This window comes from Streptomyces sp. NPDC021115, from assembly GCF_044333065.1.
Taxonomy (GTDB): domain Bacteria; phylum Actinomycetota; class Actinomycetes; order Streptomycetales; family Streptomycetaceae; genus Streptomyces.
Genome location: NZ_JBIRQF010000006.1, coordinates 197,131 through 214,035, shown reverse-complemented (window position 1 = coordinate 214,035; position 16,905 = coordinate 197,131). Strand labels below are relative to the sequence as shown.

At 71.5% G+C, this 16,905-nt stretch carries 12 protein-coding genes; 11 read left to right on the top strand and 1 reads right to left on the bottom strand.

What is annotated here, in order from left to right; genetic code table 11:
- Positions 1-101: 101 nt before the first annotated feature.
- Positions 102-1,193 carry a mechanosensitive ion channel family protein gene (locus ACH4TL_RS20840; protein WP_398316626.1) on the top strand — a complete coding sequence of 364 codons (1,092 nt, stop codon included), beginning with the start codon at positions 102-104 and terminating at the stop codon, positions 1,191-1,193.
- A 36-nt stretch (positions 1,194-1,229) separates the two neighbouring features.
- Here the strand turns inward: ACH4TL_RS20840 and ACH4TL_RS20835 are convergent, their stop codons facing one another.
- Positions 1,230-3,167 carry a protease pro-enzyme activation domain-containing protein gene (locus ACH4TL_RS20835; RefSeq protein WP_398316628.1) on the bottom strand — a complete coding sequence of 646 codons (1,938 nt, stop codon included), beginning with the start codon at positions 3,165-3,167 and terminating at the stop codon, positions 1,230-1,232.
- A gap of 207 nt (positions 3,168-3,374) precedes the next feature.
- Between ACH4TL_RS20835 and ACH4TL_RS20830 the strand changes: the two genes are divergently transcribed.
- From ACH4TL_RS20830 to ACH4TL_RS20785, 10 genes are all read left to right on the top strand, one after another.
- Entirely contained in the window at positions 3,375-4,601 is a 1,227-nt protein-coding gene (locus ACH4TL_RS20830; RefSeq protein WP_398316630.1) for an ROK family transcriptional regulator, read from the top strand.
- 52 nt (positions 4,602-4,653) lie between these two features.
- Positions 4,654-5,970, top strand: coding sequence for an ABC transporter substrate-binding protein (locus ACH4TL_RS20825; RefSeq protein WP_398316777.1), 1,317 nt, complete (start codon positions 4,654-4,656; stop codon positions 5,968-5,970).
- 11 nt (positions 5,971-5,981) lie between these two features.
- Positions 5,982-6,935 (top strand): carbohydrate ABC transporter permease, encoded by a 954-nt coding sequence (locus tag ACH4TL_RS20820; protein WP_398316632.1) that lies wholly within the window; start codon positions 5,982-5,984, stop codon positions 6,933-6,935.
- A 14-nt stretch (positions 6,936-6,949) separates the two neighbouring features.
- On the top strand, positions 6,950-7,855 hold the full coding sequence (locus ACH4TL_RS20815; RefSeq protein ID WP_398316634.1) for a carbohydrate ABC transporter permease: 906 nt from the start codon (positions 6,950-6,952) through the stop codon (positions 7,853-7,855).
- On the top strand, positions 7,852-9,114 hold the full coding sequence (locus tag ACH4TL_RS20810) for a 6-phospho-beta-glucosidase (protein ID WP_398316636.1): 1,263 nt from the start codon (positions 7,852-7,854) through the stop codon (positions 9,112-9,114). The genes ACH4TL_RS20815 and ACH4TL_RS20810 overlap by 4 nt, the downstream gene beginning before the upstream one ends.
- Positions 9,115-9,176: 62 nt before the next feature.
- Positions 9,177-10,247 carry an N-acetylglucosamine kinase gene (locus ACH4TL_RS20805; RefSeq protein WP_398316780.1) on the top strand — a complete coding sequence of 357 codons (1,071 nt, stop codon included), beginning with the start codon at positions 9,177-9,179 and terminating at the stop codon, positions 10,245-10,247.
- 163 nt (positions 10,248-10,410) lie between these two features.
- Positions 10,411-11,820: a hypothetical protein gene (locus ACH4TL_RS20800; protein ID WP_398316638.1), complete on the top strand. Its 1,410-nt coding sequence runs from the start codon at positions 10,411-10,413 to the stop codon at positions 11,818-11,820.
- Positions 11,821-11,840: 20 nt separating this feature from the next.
- Positions 11,841-12,917: a glutamate ABC transporter substrate-binding protein gene (locus ACH4TL_RS20795; RefSeq protein ID WP_398316640.1), complete on the top strand. Its 1,077-nt coding sequence runs from the start codon at positions 11,841-11,843 to the stop codon at positions 12,915-12,917.
- A 130-nt stretch (positions 12,918-13,047) separates the two neighbouring features.
- Positions 13,048-14,391 carry a hypothetical protein gene (locus ACH4TL_RS20790; protein WP_398316642.1) on the top strand — a complete coding sequence of 448 codons (1,344 nt, stop codon included), beginning with the start codon at positions 13,048-13,050 and terminating at the stop codon, positions 14,389-14,391.
- Complete coding sequence (locus ACH4TL_RS20785) at positions 14,384-16,903, top strand: tetratricopeptide repeat protein (RefSeq protein ID WP_398316644.1); 2,520 nt, start codon at positions 14,384-14,386, stop codon at positions 16,901-16,903. Before ACH4TL_RS20790 ends, ACH4TL_RS20785 begins: the two co-directional genes overlap by 8 nt.
- Positions 16,904-16,905 lie beyond the last annotated feature (2 nt).

Below are 16,905 nucleotides of genomic sequence, written 5' to 3'. Positions count from 1 at the left end.
TCTCGAACACAGGAACGGCGGTTTCCCGCGCCCGGCTACTGTGTGAAGGAATTGCGCGTGCGCCTTCCGCGCGGGCATGCCGCATACGAAGGGTTTCCGCTGTGTTCTGGTCCGCTGCTCTGGCCGCAGACTCGACGCCTCGTCCCACGACCCCGACGCTGGACGACGCGCACAGGAGCGCCACCAACGCCGCGGGCTGGGTGGAGGAGAACTGGTCCACCTGGCTCAGCGTGGGGCTGCGCATAGCCCTGATCCTGGTGATCGCGTTTGTGCTCCGGTCCGTCGTACGGCGGGGGATCACCAAGCTGATAGAGCGCATGAACCGCACGGCCCAGGCCGTGAACGGCACCGCCCTCGGCGGGCTGCTGGTCAACGTCGAGCGGCGGCGGCAGCGGTCCGCGGCCATCGGCTCGGTGCTGCGGTCCGTCGCCTCGTTCGTGATCATGGGAACCGCGGGGCTGATGATCCTCTCCGCGCTCCAGATCAATCTGGCGCCGCTGCTCGCGAGCGCCGGTGTGGCGGGTGTGGCGATCGGTTTCGGCGCCCGCAACCTGGTCACCGACTTCCTCTCCGGCGTCTTCATGATCCTTGAGGACCAGTACGGGGTGGGCGACTCGGTCGACGCGGGGGTGGCCTCCGGCGAGGTGATCGAGGTCGGTCTGCGGGTCACCAAGCTGCGCGGGGACAGTGGGGAGATCTGGTACGTCCGCAACGGCGAGGTCAAGCGGATCGGCAACCTCAGCCAGGGCTGGGCGACGGCCGGGGTCGACGTCCAGATCCGCGCCGACGAGGACCTGGACCGGGTCCGCGAGGTGATCAACCAGGTCGGCGTGGACATGGCCAAGGACGAGCCGTGGAACGAGCGGCTGTGGGAGCCGATCGAGGTGCTGGGGCTCACCGCGGTCTATCTGGAATCGATGATCGTCCAGGTCTCGGCGCGGACCATGCCGGGCAAGGCCCTCGGCGTCGAGCGCGAGCTGCGCTGGCGGATCAAGAAGGCGCTGGACGAGGCGGGCATCCAGCTGGTCGGCCACCCGCCCGAGCCGAACCTGGCGACGGACGCGGCCGACCCGACGGCGTCCATGACCGCGCCGTCCGCGCTCTCCAACCCGGACTCGCCGCAGTCCGCCGCGGCCAGCCCCCTCGCGGCGCCCACCACGACGACGCCGACACCGCCCGCCCCCTCGAAGTAGACGGGGACGGGCGGCTCGTAGCCGGGGGCAGGCGGCTCAGCGCCGGTGGGCGCCGAGCGACGCCAGATATCCGGCGGCCGGGGTGCCCACCCCGGTCACGTCGTCGTAGCCGACGGTCGCGCTCAGCGAGCTGTCACGGCCGAGGCTGCGCAGCGAGGTGACCAGGCCGTCCGAGGCGTCGTGGCTGTTGACGTAGTCGACCCGGACCACGCCGAGCGAAACCCCGGCGCCCAGCGGATGGTCGGTGACGTCGTGGTACGAGGCGGTGCCGTACCGGCCGTACAGCGACGGGTTGGCGAAGCCGATCGGCCGTCCGCCGCCCGCCTGCTGGGCGAGCGCCTGGACTCCGGCGATCACCGGGGCGGCCAGCGAGGTGCCGCCGATGCGGTACTCGCCGTACTGGAGCGATCCGTCGGGGAAGGTCTGCGTCTGCCCCACCAGGAAGCCGGTGTTGGGGTCGGCGACGGCCGCGACGTCCGGGGTGACGCGCTGCTTGGCGGTACCGCCGTTCGCCTGGGAGAGCGCGTCGGGCACCACACCACGCTGGTAGAACGGCTGCGGCACGGTCTTGCTGGTGCCGCCTCCGGCGCCCGAGGTGAACGCGCCGGGCAGCGAGTCCCAGTTGGCGCCGTCAGCCGTGAGGGTGGACTTGGTGGTGCCCCAGCCGGTCTCCCACTGGTACGAATTCCCCTTGCCGACGGCCAGTGAGGTGCCGCCGACCGCCGTCACCCACGCCGAGTTGGCGGGGGTGTCGACCTGCTTGGTGCCGGTGGAGGCGACGTTGTCGCCGTTGTCGCCGGAGGAGAAGTAGAACCCGATGCCCTCGACGGCGCCCTGCTGGAAGATCTGGTCGTAGGCGAGCGCCAGGTCCGGGGTCTGGTTGGCCTCCACATCGCCCCAGGAGTTGGAGACGATGTCGGCGAGCCGGTTGTCGACGACCTTGGCGAGCGAGTCCAGCAGATCGTCGTCGGTGCAGGACGCGCCGCCGACGTAGACCAGGTCGGACGCGGGGGCCACGGCGTGCACGGCCTCGACGTCGAGGGTCTCCTCGCCGTACCAGCCGCTCGCGTCGCACTCCTCGGTGTACCGGTAGTCGGCGGGCAGCACCTGCGTCAGCTGGCCCTTGCGGTAGGCCGGGTCACCGTTGCGCCGCGCGTACTGGGCGGCGTCGGCGGCGATGGTCGGCGAGGCGTAGGCGTCGGTGATGGCGACCGTCACGCCCTTGCCGGTGTTGCGGCTCTTGGCACCGTAGGCGGCGCGCAGCTGCTTGCCGGTGTACCCCTTGATGGCGTACGGCTGCTTGGCGCCGTACGCGGACGGCAGGCTCTTGTCGGTGCGGGAGCCGTAGTAACTGGAGAACGGCCCGGCGTTCTTGAAGACCTCTCCGGGCGGCGGCAGCGTCTCGCCCTGGGTGGCCATGTGCTTCGCGCGCTTGGGCGCGTTGTCGAGGCCGACGACGGTGAGGACGGCGCCGTTCAGCGAGGCGGGCACGGTGGCGGCCTTGGACGGGGCCCGGTAGACCTTGCTGCCCTTGGCGTAGTTGTGCAGCTGGGTGCCGAACGCCTTCTCGGCTGCGGCCACTTGGCCGGTCACCGAGAAGTAGTGCTGGTTGTGGCCGGTGACGGTGAGCCCGGAGCCCCGCAGCCAGCTGGTCACGGCGTCGGTCTGCTGCCGGGTCGGCCCGAACCGCGCCCGGGTCTGCTGTGCCGTCAGATACGCGCCGTAGCTGGGCGAAGAGGGGTCGGACACGGCGGCCGCGTAGTCGGCGAGCCCCTTGGCGTCGCGCCCGGCGAGGTAGACGCGCGCGGTGACCTTGCCGCTGTCGGCGGCGGCACCCCGGTCCGAACGCGCCGTCGCCCAGCCGGGCTTGGTCGCGCTCAGGGTGTCCCGGCCGGACGGTGCGGAGTCGGCCCGGGCGGCGGATATGCCGATCGTGAGCGGCAGTGCCGTCGCCATCACCAAGGCCGTACGCATACCGGAAGAAGACAATCTCACGTAGCCCCCTGTGATCCATGAAGTCGTCAGGCCACTCTCGCGGTGACTTGTCCATGCCAGGACTATGGCTTCGCCAAGAAGACGCCAAATCCGGACGCTCACACCCATTGACGTCGTCCCGGAAGCGTCTTACGTTCCTCTTCATCAATAGGAAAGTTTCTTAACAGAGTGAAGCGGGGCACCACGATGGCCGCACCACCCCCCGGCAACACCACCCCCAACGGCACTCCCGGGACCCCCCGGGTCCTGCGCGCCATGAACGACCGGGCCGCGCTGGACCTGCTGGCCGCGCACGGCCCGCTCACCCGGACCCGGCTCGGGGAACTGACCGGGCTGTCCAAGCCGACCGCCTCACAACTGCTGACCCGACTGGAGACCGCCGGTCTGGTCCGGCCCACCGGCAATGTGACCGGGCGGCCCGGGCCCAACGCCCAGCTGTACGAGATCAACCCGGCCGCCGCCCATGTCGCGGCGCTCGCCGTCGACCAAGAGGGCATCACCGCCGCCGTCGCCGACATCACCGGCCAGGTCGTCGGCGAGCACCGGGTGACCGCCCCGACCACCGACGAGTCCCTGACCGGCCGCACCGCGGAGCTGGTGGCCGAGGCCGTCGACGGCGCCCTGGCCGCGGCCGGACTCGCGCGGGCCGATCTGCACGGGACCGTCATCGGCACCCCCGGCGCCCTCGACCCGCGCACCGGAACCCTGCGCTACGCGCCGCATCTGCCCGGCTGGCAGTCCCGCGCGCTGCGGGACGAGCTGGCCGAGGTGCTGCACACCCCGATCGTCATCGAGAACGACGTCAATCTGGCGGCCGTCGCCGAACAGCACCAGGGCACCGCCCAGGACTTCGACGACTTCGCCCTCGTCTGGGCCGACGAGGGCGTCGGCGCGGCCATCGTGCTCGGCGGCACGCTGCTGCGCGGCGCCACCGGCGGGGCCGGGGAGATCGGCTACATGCCGCTCCCGGGGGCGCCGCTCGCCCGCGGCGGGCCGGACGCCGCGGCGGCGCCGGACGGAGGCGGCGGCTTCCAGAAACTGGTCGGCTGCCCGGCCGTCGTGGAACTGGCCAGGGAGCACGGCATCGAGGCGCCCACGGCCGCCAAGGCGCTCACCGCCGCGCTGCGCACCCCGGGGGCAGGCGACGCGGTGCTGACCGAGCTGGCCCGGCGGCTGGCCAGCGGGCTCGCCTCCGTCGTCGCCGTGGTCGACCCGGAGCTGGTGGTGCTGTCGGGGGAGGTCGCGCAGGCCGGTGGGGAGCGGCTGCGCGAGCTGGTCGAGTCCGAGCTGACGGGGCTGGCCCTGCCCCGGCCAGAATTGCGGATCAGCGCCATCGAGGGGGATCCGATACTCATCGGCGCGCTGCGTCAGGCGGTCGCCGATGCGCGTAACACCGTTTTCGACACCGCCTGAGTTTCGACATCGCCCGAATTCCCCGCAAGGAAGTACCGCCATGCCACGAAGAATGGCTGTTCTCGCCTCGGTGCTCGGCGCCGGTGCCCTGCTGCTCACCGGATGCGCCAATCCCAGCACCGGCAGCGCGACCGACGATCCGACCAAACCCGTCACGCTGAAGTTCTGGCACGGCTGGTCGGAATCCAACGAGGTCAAGGCGATCGACGCCAGCATCGCCCGGTTCGAGAAACTCCACCCCAACATCAAGGTGAAGACCACCGGCAATGTCACCGACGCCACCTTGAACCAGGCGCTGAGGGCCGGCGGGGACGACGCCCCGGACGTGGCCTCCTCCTTCACCACCAACAACGTCGGACAGTACTGCTCGTCCGGAATGTGGGCGGACCTCGACCCGTTCATGAAGAAGACCGGGCTGGACAAGAACAAGGTCTTCCCCAAGACGCTGCTCGACTACACCAGCTATGACGGCGACCAGTGCGCGCTGCCGCTGCTGGCCGACGCGTACGGCATGTACTACAACAAGGACGCGTTCCGGGAGGCCGGGATCTCCCGGCCGCCGCGCACCATGTCGGAACTGAAGCGGGACGCCGTCAAGCTGACCGAGCGCACCAAGAACGGCGGCTATGAGCGGGTCGGATTCATGCCGAACTTCCGGCTCTACCAGAACAGCCCGGACCGCCTCTTCGCCCAGTGGGGCCCGACCTACTTCGGCAAGGACGGAAAGGCGCGGCTGGCGGAGGGCAGCGCCGCCAAGGACTTCTTCGCCACCACCCGGGACCTGATAAAGAGCCAGGGCGGCTACGGTCCGCTGGAGAAGTTCCGTACGTCCTTCGGCGACGAGATGTCCTCACAGAACGCCTTTCTCACCGGCAAGCTGGCCATGCACATGGACGGCGAATGGCGCGGCCTGTTCATGAAGGGCGCGAAGTTCAAGTGGGGCACCGCTCCCCTGCCGGTCCCCGACGACCAGCCCGAGACCTACGGCCGGGGCTATCTCACCGGCACGGTGATCGGCATCGGGCACAGCAGCAAGCACCAGAACGCGGCCTGGGAGCTGGTGAAGTTCCTTACCGCCGACACGAACCAGGTCGTCTCCTTCGCCAACGCCATCCACAATGTGCCGTCCACCAAGGCGGCGCTCACCTCCCCGAAGCTCGACCCCGATCCCACCTTCCGCGCCTTCCTGGACATCGCGCAGAACCGATACAGCACCGCCCTGCCCGCCTCGATCAACGGCGGCCAGTACGTGGTCTCCCTCCAGGACTTCTCCTATGGCGTCGAGGCGGGCAAGGTGCCCGATCTGAGCAAGGGGCTGAGGGAACTCGACAAGGAAATCGACGACGACAATCTCCAGGCCCAGAACTGACGGAGCGCGACATGGCCACAGTGACGAACTCCCCCGCCCTGCGCCGCAAGGCCGCGCGCGAGCGGCTGCGCACCCTCGGTTTCCTCTCCCCCTGGCTGGTCGGTTTCACCGTCTTCTTCGGCTATCCGCTGGTCGCCACCATCTACTTCTCGTTCATGCACTACAACCAGATCGAGGCCCCGGACTTCGTGGGGCTGCGGAACTGGCGTTATGTCTTCGAGCAGATGCCGCTGTTCGGCCCGGCGCTGTGGAACACGCTCTGGCTGGTCGTGGTGATGGTGGCGCTGCGGGTCGTCTTCGGCCTCGGCATCGGTCTTCTGGTCACCAAGGTCAAGGCGGGGGTCGGTTTCTTCCGCACCGCGTTCTACCTTCCGTATCTGGCTCCCCCGGTAGCGGCCACCGTCGCCTTCGTCTTTCTGCTCAATCCCGGCACCGGCCCGGTCAACGACATTCTCGGGAGCATCGGGATCTCCGCCCCCAACTGGTTCAACGACCCCACCTGGGCCAAGCCCTCGCTCGTCCTGCTGTCCCTGTGGGGCATCGGCGACCTCATGGTCATCTTCATGGCGGCGCTGCTGGACGTGCCGAAGGACCAGTACGAGGCGGCCGACCTGGACGGCGCCAACGCGCTCCACAAGTTCCGCTATGTGACCTGGCCGTCGATCACGCCGATCGTGATGTTCGCGGTGGTGACGGGCGTCGTCCAGACCATGCAGTACTACACCCAGGCGCTGGTGGCCGGAAAGCTCGCCTCCGGCGTCTCCATCGGGCCCGGTTCGGTCATCCAGCCCGGCTATCCCGACCACTCCACCCTCACCGTGCCGCAGCTCGTCTACTCGCTCGGCTTCCAGAACTTCAACACCGGAGCCGCCTGCGTGCTCTCGCTCGTGCTCTTCGCGATCGCGATGGCGGTGACGACGCTGCTGATGCGCCGGCGCGCCGGCCTGCTGTCGGCCGAGGACTGAGAGGACCGTCCGCCATGACCGCAACCACCACCCTCACGGCGCCCCCCGCGCCCGTCCGTCCCCGCGTCGGCCGCTCCCCCGTCCCGGCCGCCCGCCGCCGCGCCGCGCTCCACTGGATCGCCGTGCACACCGTCGCGATCGCCGCGGCGCTCTTCTTCCTGCTGCCGTTCGTCTTCGTCTTCCTGACCGCCGTGATGAGCGACAGCCAGGCGATGAGCGGCGCCCTGTGGCCCACCGAATGGCACTGGTCGAATTACGCCGAGGTCTTCCGGACCCCCGGTTTCCTCGACTGGTGGCGCAATTCGCTGATGTACGCGGTGCTCGGCACTCTCTTCACGCTCTGTTCGTCGATTCCGGTCGCGTACGCGCTCGCCAAGTTCCGCTTCCGTGGCCGCCGTACCGCCATGATCCTGGTCATCTCGACGATGATGCTGCCGCCGCAGGTCATCGTGGTGCCCATGTATCTGGTCTGGGCCCAGCAGTTCCATCTGTCCGGCTCGCTGTGGCCGCTGATCATCCCGATGGCGTTCGGTGACGCGTACTCCATCTTCCTGCTGCGCCAGTTCCTGCTGACGATTCCGAAGGAATACCTTGAGTCGGCGCGGGTCGACGGCTGCGGGGAGTTCCGCACCCTGCTGCGCATCATCGTTCCGATGGCCAAGCCGGGCATCGCGGCCGTCGCGCTCTTCCAGTTCTTCTACTGCTGGAACGACTACTTCGGCCCGCAGATCTACGCGGCGCAGAATCCGGCCGCCTGGACGCTCAGTTACGGGCTGGAGAGCTTCAAGAGCGCGCACAGCGTCAACTGGAACCTGACGATGGCCGCGACGCTGCTGGTCATGGCCCCCGTCATCATCGTCTTCTTCTTCGCCCAGAAAGCCTTCGTGGAAGGCGTCACACTGACAGGAGTCAAGGGTTGAAACTCGCAGTCGTGGGGGGCGGGTCCACCTACACCCCCGAACTCATCGACGGGTTCGCCCGGTTGCGGAATGTGCTCCCCATGGAGGAGCTGGTCCTGGTCGACCCGGCCGCGGACCGGCTGGAGCTGGTCGGCGGGCTGGCCCGCCGGATCTTCGCCAAGCAGGGCCATCCCGGGAAGGTCTCCTGGACCGACGACCTGGACGCGGGCGTGGACGGCGCCGACGCGGTGCTGCTCCAGCTGCGCGTCGGCGGTCAGGCCGCGCGCGAGCAGGACGAGACCTGGCCGCTGGAGTGCGGCTGCGTCGGCCAGGAGACCACCGGCGCCGGCGGGCTCGCCAAGGCGCTGCGTACCGTGCCCGTGGTGCTGGACATCGCGGAGCGGGTGCGCCGCCGCAACCCGGACGCGTGGATCGTGGACTTCACCAACCCGGTCGGCATCGTGACCCGGGCGCTGCTGACGGCCGGGCACCGGGCCGTCGGCCTGTGCAACGTCGCCATCGGCTTCCAGCGCAAGTTCGCGAAGCTGCTGAACGTGGCGCCGGGGGACGTGACGCTGGAGCACGTCGGCCTCAACCACCTCACCTGGGAGCGGGCGGTGCGCGTCGGCGGCCCGGACGGCGAGGACGTGCTGCCCAAGCTGCTCGCCGAGCACGGCGGCGCGATCGCCGACGACCTGCGGATGCCGCGCGACCTGGTGGACCGGCTGGGCGTCGTCCCGTCGTACTACCTGCGCTACTACTACCAGCACGACGCCGTCGTACGGGAGCTGCGCACCAAGCCGTCGCGGGCGGCGGAGGTCGCGGCGATCGAGCGCGAACTGCTGGAGATGTACGGCGACCCGGCGCTGGAGGAGAAGCCGGAGCTGCTGAGCCGCCGGGGCGGCGCGTTCTACTCGGAGGCGGCGGTCGATCTGACCTCGTCGCTGCTGCGCGACAGCGGGGAGGTGCGCATCGTCAACGCGTTCAACGACGGAACCCTGCCCTTCCTGCCCGACGACGCGGTGATCGAGGTCCCGGCGGCCGTGGACGCCAGCGGCGCGAAGCCGCTCCCGGTACGCCCCCTGGAGCCGCTGTACGCCGGGTTGGTCTCCCATGTCACGGCATACGAACACCTGGCGCTGGAGGCAGCGTTGAAGGGCGGGCGGGAGCGCGTCTTCCAGGCGCTGCTCTCCCACCCCCTGATCGGCCAGATCGACCGCGCCGAGAAGCTGACCGACGACCTGATCGCGCACAACCGGGAGCACCTGGCGTGGGCCTGACGCAGTCCGAACCGGCCGGTTCCGCACCGGCCTCCCCCTCCTCCGCCGCGCCGGGTCCTTCCGTGCTGGCGATCGACGCGGGGAACAGCAAGACCGACGTCGCGCTGATCGACGGGTGCGGAACCGTGCTCGGCACGGCCCGCGGCGGCGGCTTCCGGCCGCCCGCCGTGGGCACCGAGCGGGCCGTCGGCGGGCTGGCGCGGCTGGTGGAGGAGGCGGCGCGGCGGGCCGGGGGCTCCGGTCCGCCGCGGGTCGGGCACGTCTCCGCGTGCCTGGCCAACGCCGATCTGCCGAGCGAGGAGGAGGAGCTGACGGAGGCGCTGACCGGCCTCGGCTGGGGCGGCACCGTCACGGTCGCCAACGACATCTTCGCGCTGCTGCGGGCCGGGGTCGCGGACGACGGCGAACCGACCGGCGTGGCCGTCGTCTGCGGCGCGGGCATCAACTGCGCCGGTCTCGGCCACGGCGGGCGCACCGCCCGCTTCCCCGCCATCGGGCGGCTCTCCGGCGACTGGGGCGGCGGGGGCTTCCTGTCGGAGGAGGCGCTGTGGTGGGCGGCGCGCGCGGAGGACGGCCGGGGCGAGCCGACCGAGCTGGCCCGCGCGCTGCCCGCGCACTTCGGCCTGACCACGATGTACGAGCTGATCGAGGCCGTCCACCTGGGGCGGCTGGAGCCGTCCCACCGCTATGCGCTGACGCCGGTGCTGTTCGCGGTAGCCGCGGGCGGCGACACGGTGGCGCGCGCGATCGTCGACCGGCAGGCGGAGGAGGTGGTCACGATGGCCACGGTCGCGCTGACCCGGCTGGACCTGCTGGCCGAGGAGACGCCGGTGATCCTGGGCGGCGGGGTGCTCGCGGCCCGGCATCCGCAGCTGGACGACCGGGTCCGCGAACTCCTCGCGGAGCGCGCCCCGAAGGCCGCGCCGCGGGTCGTGACGGTCCCGCCGGTGCTCGGCGCGGCGCTGCTCGGCCTGGATCGCACCGGCGCGCCGCCCACGGCCTACGCCCGGCTGCGCGCGCATTACGACGGGGGCGAGGATCCGGCGTCGCGGATGCGGACGCAGCGTGCGCGACAGGGCGTCACGGAAACTGACAGTGACGAAAGGGGAACCGGGAGTCCGTCCCGAGCGTAATCAGAGTGGGGAGAGAAGATCGCGGTCCGAGCAAGATCCGGACACAACCAGTGACCTGACCGGGGGGCGCGGTCCATACTTCTGCGGTACTTCTGCGGTACTTCTGCGGACAGTGACCGCGGGGTCCGGATCAAGGGGTTCAAGGGACCAAGGGGGAGGTCTTGTGTCACATCTGTCGACCACCGGCAGACCCGCGCCGCCGCCCGCGCCCGCGGCCCCGCCGCGGACCGCGTGGCGGGAGGGCGTGGACCGGCTGCGGACCGCGGCCACGACCGAGCCGGGTCGGCTGCGGATCATCGGAGCCGTGCTGGCCGCGCTGGTGGTGGCGTTCGGGGCGGTGACGGCCTGGCAGATCGCCGACCGGGAGACCGCGGCCGACGCGGTGGTCGAGCAGAGCCAGCCGCTGAGCGCGGACGCCGCGCGGATCTACCGCTCGCTGGCCGACGCCGACACCACGGCGGCGAGCGGCTTCCTGGCGGGCGGGCAGGAGCCCGCCGCGGTGCGCGGGCGGTACGAGCGGGATATCGACACCGCGTCCGAGCTGCTGGTGCGGGCCGCGGCCAACACCGAGGGGTCGGCCTCGGCACGCGCCGAGATACGGAAGATCAGCCAACTGCTGCCGGTCTACACGGGGCTGGTCGAGTCCGCGCGCGCCAACAACCGCCAGGGCCTGCCGCTGGGCGGCGCGTATCTGCGGTATGCGAACGACACGATGCGCACCCGGCTGCTGCCCGCCGCCGACCGGCTGTACGAGGCGGAGACCGCCCGGCTCGGTGAGGACTACGGGGACGCGAAGTCCTGGCCCTGGGTGGCGACGGGGGTGGGCGTGGTCGCGCTGGCCGCCCTGGGCTGGGCCCAGCGCCGCACGTATCAGCGGACCAACCGGGTGTTCAACCACGGTCTGCTGGGCGCGTCCGCCGCCGCCGGGGTGGTGCTGGTGTGGCTGGTGGTCGGCCATGCCATCGCCCGCGCCGACTTGAGCGAGTCCGACGACCACGGGGCGAGGTCCCTGCGGGTGCTCAACGAGGCGCGGATCGCCTCGCTGCGGGCCCGCGCCGACGAGAACCTGACGCTGGTCGCGCGCGGCGCGGTCGTCGTCGACAAGGACGGCGCCAACAAGGGCAAGGACGCCTATGAGGTCAGCTACGCCTCCCGGATGGCCGGGCTCGTCGGCCGCGGGTCCGGCGACCGGGCGGCCGAGGGCAGCCTGCTGGACCGGGCGCACGATCTCGCGGACGACGGCGGCGGCCGGGAGCCGGTGGAGGCGGCCGCCGCGGCGGTCCGCACCTGGCAGTCCCGCCACCAGGCGGCCCGCGGCGCCGACGACGCGGGCGACTACAAGGACGCGCTGGAGAAGGTCATCGGCACCAAGGACAGCACGGGCGACTCCTTCGACCGCGTGGACAGCAAGCTGGCGAAGGCGCTGGACCATGAGCAGCGGCAGTTCCAGCAGGCCGCCGACAGCGGACGCGGGGCGTTCACCGGGCTGGCGGTCGGGGCCGGGGTGCTGGCGGTGCTGAGCGCGGCGGGCGCGGTCCTGGGCATAGGCCGCAGGCTGTCGGAGTACCGGTGACGGCGATGGGGGGCGGAGACATGCGATCGGTACGGACGGGTTCCACACGGCTGCGGTCGGCGCGGCCGCGATCCACACGGCTGCGGTCGGGCCTTGCCGCGGGGGTGTGTGCCCTCGCGGTGACCACGGCCATCGTGGGGCCCGCACTGGTGGACGGCGCGGACGGCGCCCGGCAGTCCCAGCCGTCTCACCGCTCCCGCCTGGCCCCGCACACCCTGGGCACCGGTTCCGAGGCGGCGGCGGAGGACTGCGAGAAGCCGGAGGCGAGCCTCAGGCCGTCGAGCGCGAGCGGAAAGGCGATCGACCGGATCAAGCAGCGGAAGATCCACGGCCACAAGGTCGGCAAGCTGATCGCGGGCGTCGACCAGAACAGCTACCGCTGGGGCTATCGCGACCCGGCTACCGGCGAGCTGACCGGGTTCGACATCGATCTGGTGCGCGCGATCGCCAAGGACATCTTCGGCGATCCGGACGCGGTCATCTACCGCACCATTCCGACCAGTCAGCGCATCAAGGCCCTCCAGCAGAACAAGGTGGACATCGTGGTGCGCACCATGACCATCAACTGCGACCGGATCAAGGACGTGGCCTTCTCCACCGCCTACTTCCAGGCCGGACAGCAGGTGCTGGTCCCCGACGGCTCCGCCATCACCGGCTACAACAGGACCCTGCGCGGCAAGCGGGTCTGCACGGCACAGGGTTCGACCGCCGAGGCCGTGCTGGACGATCCGGAAAAGGGCGCCAAGACCCTGGGCGCGATCAAGGTGAAGCCCGTACCCAACCAGCTGGACTGCCTGGTCAGGCTGCAAATGGGCCAGGTGGACGCGGTGATCACCGACAACGCGCTGGCGGCGGGCCAGGCCGCCCAGGACCCCTCCGTCAAGCTGGTCGGCCCCCGATTCACCGATGAGCTGTACGGCGTGGCGATGAACAAGAAGGACACCGACCTGGTACGCCGGGTCAACAAGGTCCTGGAGGAGTACCGCAGCGGCGGCGCCGACAGCCCCTGGCAGCGCGCCTACCGCACCTGGCTCGCGGCGGATTTCGGCAGGACACAGCGGAACCCGGCACCTCCGGATCCCGTGTACCAGAACTGAGGGGCCAAGTGAGGGGCCAGGAGTTGACCGAGGGACCGGCAAGGATTAGCGCCCGGTTCATACGCGTAGGAATGTCGCAGCAGACGGATCACGCCTGACGGATACGGACACGGACTCGGAGAGGTGATCGATGGGGGTCCCGGGACCCTTCCCCGGCTCCGCGGGGACACCCGAGGGGCCGGCCATGGGCCGCGAAGAGGTGGACCGTGCGCTGGTGAGGCTCGGCGCCGAGCACGAGGCGATCGAGACGTCTCTGCTCGCCCTACAGGACCACGCGGGCAGAAGGCTGCTCGAAGGCGCCGAGCTGACAGGCGTCACCAAGGAGCGGTGGGCTACCACCGAGCAGGCCATCTCCCTGCTGTGGAGCTATTTCGACGCGTACACCGACGCCCTCCAGCGCGCCCGTGAGGTGCGCTCCCGGCACCGCTGGTCCACCCCGGGCGAGCTGACCGAGCTGACCGAGCTGCTGCGCGGCCCCGGTATCACCCTGCCCAGCACCGCGACCCTCACCGGATCGCCGCTGCTCAGCGAGCAGTTGACCATGGACCAGCTGGTCGACCGGATGAACCGCTGGTATGCCGAGGCGCTGGACGTCATCGTCACGGCCGACGCCGTGTGGTCCGCGCTGCCCGCCCGGATCGACATGCTCTCCGCCGAGCTGCACCGCACCCGTTCGCTCGCCCACTCGGTCGGGGTGCGGCCCGGTGAGCACCCCTCGGGCGACGATCTGGAGCAGATCACCGCCGAGCTGACCGCGCTGCGCGCCGAGGTGGTCTCCGATCCGCTCGCCTTCTGGAAACCGACGGCGGGCAGTTCGGCGCCCGGCGGCGGCAGCCCCGACACCGTCCGCTACGACCGCGCAGCCCGGGCCCTGGACGATGTGCGGCGCGAGATCGAGGCCGTCCTGGACGTCCGGCAGGACGCGGAGCGGCGTCTGATGCGGCTGCGCGATGTGCTGTCCCGCGCCGATCGCACCCTCGCCGAGGCCCGGCAGGCGCGCGGTGAGGTGCTGGCGAAGATCGCGGCGTCCGAGGTGCCCGCGGTCAGCGGCCCGCCGACCGCCCTGCACGAGCAGCTGGTCGCGGCCGCCGACTACCGTCGGCGCTCCCAGTGGCACCGGCTCTCCCCGCTGCTGGAGAGCCTGGAGGAGCGCGCCGACGACGAACTGCTGCGCGCCCGCGAGTCGTTGACGGCGGTGACCGCGCCGCTCGCGGTCCGCGCCGAGCTGCGCGGCCGCCTGGACGCGTACAAGGCGAAGGTCGCCCGGCACGGCATGGCGGAGGACCCGCTGCTGGCGGAGCGGTACGACGTGGCGCGCCGGATGCTGTGGAGCGCCCCGTGCGATCTGCGCGCCGCGGAACAGGCGGTCCTGCGCTATCAGCGGGCGGCCGCCGAGGCGTTGGTGCCCCGGCAGCAGGACCCTGCGGGGCGGGGTGCCGCCGATCACGGCAGCGAGGGGGAGCGGCATGAGTGACACCGTCACCTGTCAGCGGCGCGAATGCGGCGGTGCGTACGAGGACGTGGGCAGCGGCGAGCTGTACTGCGACACCTGCGGGATGGCCCCGGTGGTCTCCCCGCAGGGCATGGTGAGTTCGCCGCCCACCGGTGTCGCAGGCGGCGGGGGCGGCGGGGGCGGGGCGGGCCAGGGCTCGTCGTCGTCGCGCTCCTCGCAGTCCTCGCGTGCGTCCCGGCCGTCCCGGTCGTCCTCGTCCCGGCGCTCGGTGTCCGGGCGGCTGTCCCGCTCCGCCTCCGGGCGTACCTCGCGTTCGGTCTCGGTGCGCGGCTCCGGCTCCTCCGCGTCCGCCTCCGGGCGGAACGCGCTGGGGGCGGGCCTGGTCAGCGTCCCGGAGGTGCCGCGCCCCGATCCGCGTACCGCGGTGCTGGCCGACCCCGAGGTGCCGGAGCGGAAGCGGTTCTGCAGCCGGGGCGACTGCGGGGCGCCGGTGGGCCGCGCCCGCGGCGACCGGCCGGGCCGCACCGAGGGCTTCTGCACCAAGTGCGGTCACCCCTACTCGTTCGTGCCGAAGCTCGGGCCCGGCGACATCGTGCACGGCCAGTACGAGGTGGCGGGCTGTCTGGCGCACGGCGGGCTCGGCTGGATCTATCTGGCCATCGACCGTGCGGTGTCGGACCGCTGGGTGGTGCTCAAGGGCCTGCTGGACACCGGCGACGAGGAGGCGCTGGCGGCCGCCGTCTCCGAGCGCCGCTTCCTCGCCGAGATCGAGCACTCCAACATCGTCCGGATCTACAACTTCGTCGAGCACCTCGACCAGAACACGGGCAGTCTCGACGGCTACATCGTGATGGAGTACGTCGGCGGCAGGTCCCTCAAGGACATCGCCAACGGGCGGCGCACCCCGGACGGCAGGCGCGATCCGCTGCCGGTCGAGCAGGCGTGCGCGTACGGGATCGAGGCGCTGGAGGCCCTCGGCCATCTGCACAGCCGCAACCTGCTCTACTGCGACTTCAAGGTCGACAACGCCATACAGCAGCAGGACCAGCTCAAGCTCATCGACATGGGCGCGGTCCGCCGGCTGGACGACCATGACAGCGCCATCTACGGCACGGTCGGCTACCAGGCCCCGGAGGTCGCGGAGCAGGGCCCCTCGGTCGCCTCCGACCTCTACACGGTGGCGCGCACGCTCGCGGTGCTCACCTTCGACTTCCAGGGCTATACGAACGTCTTCGTGGACAGCCTCCCGGACCCCGAGCACATCGAGGTCTTCCGGCGGTACGAGTCGTTCTACCGGCTGCTGGTGCGGGCCACCGACCCCGATCCGGAGCGCCGGTTCTCCTCCGCGCAGGAGATGGCCGACCAGCTGACCGGTGTGCTGCGGGAGGCCGTGGCGCTCCAGACCGGGCGGCCCCGGCCCGCGCTGTCGACGCTCTTCGGTCCTGAGACCCGGGTGGTGGACACGGCGCTGTTCCCCGAGCAGGGCGAGGATCCGTCCCTGCTGGGCGGGCGGGCGGCGGGCCGTGGCGCGCCGCCGGGCGGCTCAGTGCCGCCGCAGGGCCCGCCACCACCGCAGGGCCCACCGGCCCTGCCGCTGCCCGCCATCGCTCCGCTGGACACCCGGGCCACCGCCCTCGCCCTGCCGGTGCCGCTGGTGGATCCCTCCGATCCCAACGCCGGTTTCCTGGCCGGGCTGCTGGCCGCCCCGGCCGCCGAGGTCGGCGCGGCACTGCACACCGCGCCCGTGGACTCGCCCGAGCTGCGGCTGCGCCGGGTGCGCGCCCTGCTCGAGTTGGGCCAGGCACATGAGGCGGGCGTCGCGCTGACCGGTCTGGAGGCCGCGTACCGCGACGACTGGCGGATCGTCTGGTACCGGGGAGTGCACGCGCTGGCGGTCGGCGACCACGAGACGGCCGCGCTGTCGTTCGACGCCGTCTACGACGCGTTCCCCGGCGAGCCCGCGCCGAAGCTGGCGCTCGGCGTCTGCGCCGAGGTGCTGGGCCAGCTGGACAACGCCGCGGAGTACTACCGGCTCGTCTGGACGACCGATCCGAGCTTCGTGAGCGCCGCCTTCGGGCTGGCCCGGGTCCGGCTGTGCTCCGGGGACCGGGCGGACGCGGTGCGGGTGCTGGAGTCGATTCCGGAGTCGTCCATCCACTACACGGCGGCCCGGGTCGCCGCGGTGCGGGCCCGGCTGCGCCAGCGCGCCGCTTGGGAGGGGCTGCTGGCCGATCTGGCGGCGGCCGCCCGCCAGGTGGAGCGGCTGGACGACTTCGGCCTCGACGCGGTGCGGCGCGAGCGGCTGTGCACGGAAGTCCTGGGCAGTGCGCTGGATTGGGTACTGTCCGGCAGCAGCGGCGCACCGCCGGGCCAGTCCCGGCCGCCGCTGCTCGGCAGCAGCCTGGACGAGCGCGGGCTGCGGTTCGGACTGGAGCGCTCGTACCGGGTACTCGCCAGGCTCGCGCAGCGCGGCGAGGAAAGGATCGAACTGGTGGAGCGGGCCAACCGCTACCGCCCCAGGACGTGGGTGTGATC

What these genes read in the sequence shown, in the direction of transcription:
- ACH4TL_RS20820 (WP_398316632.1), top strand. Translation starts at nt 5,982, where the DNA reads ATGGCCACAGTGACGAACTCCCCCGCCCTGCGCCGCAAGGCCGCGCGC.
- ACH4TL_RS20785 (WP_398316644.1), top strand. Translation starts at nt 14,384, where the DNA reads ATGAGTGACACCGTCACCTGTCAGCGGCGCGAATGCGGCGGTGCGTAC.
- ACH4TL_RS20795 (WP_398316640.1), top strand. Translation starts at nt 11,841, where the DNA reads ATGCGATCGGTACGGACGGGTTCCACACGGCTGCGGTCGGCGCGGCCG.
- ACH4TL_RS20815 (WP_398316634.1), top strand. Translation starts at nt 6,950, where the DNA reads ATGACCGCAACCACCACCCTCACGGCGCCCCCCGCGCCCGTCCGTCCC.
- ACH4TL_RS20835 (WP_398316628.1), bottom strand. Translation starts at nt 3,167, where the DNA reads ATGCGTACGGCCTTGGTGATGGCGACGGCACTGCCGCTCACGATCGGC.
- ACH4TL_RS20830 (WP_398316630.1), top strand. Translation starts at nt 3,375, where the DNA reads ATGGCCGCACCACCCCCCGGCAACACCACCCCCAACGGCACTCCCGGG.
- ACH4TL_RS20825 (WP_398316777.1), top strand. Translation starts at nt 4,654, where the DNA reads ATGGCTGTTCTCGCCTCGGTGCTCGGCGCCGGTGCCCTGCTGCTCACC.
- ACH4TL_RS20790 (WP_398316642.1), top strand. Translation starts at nt 13,048, where the DNA reads ATGGGGGTCCCGGGACCCTTCCCCGGCTCCGCGGGGACACCCGAGGGG.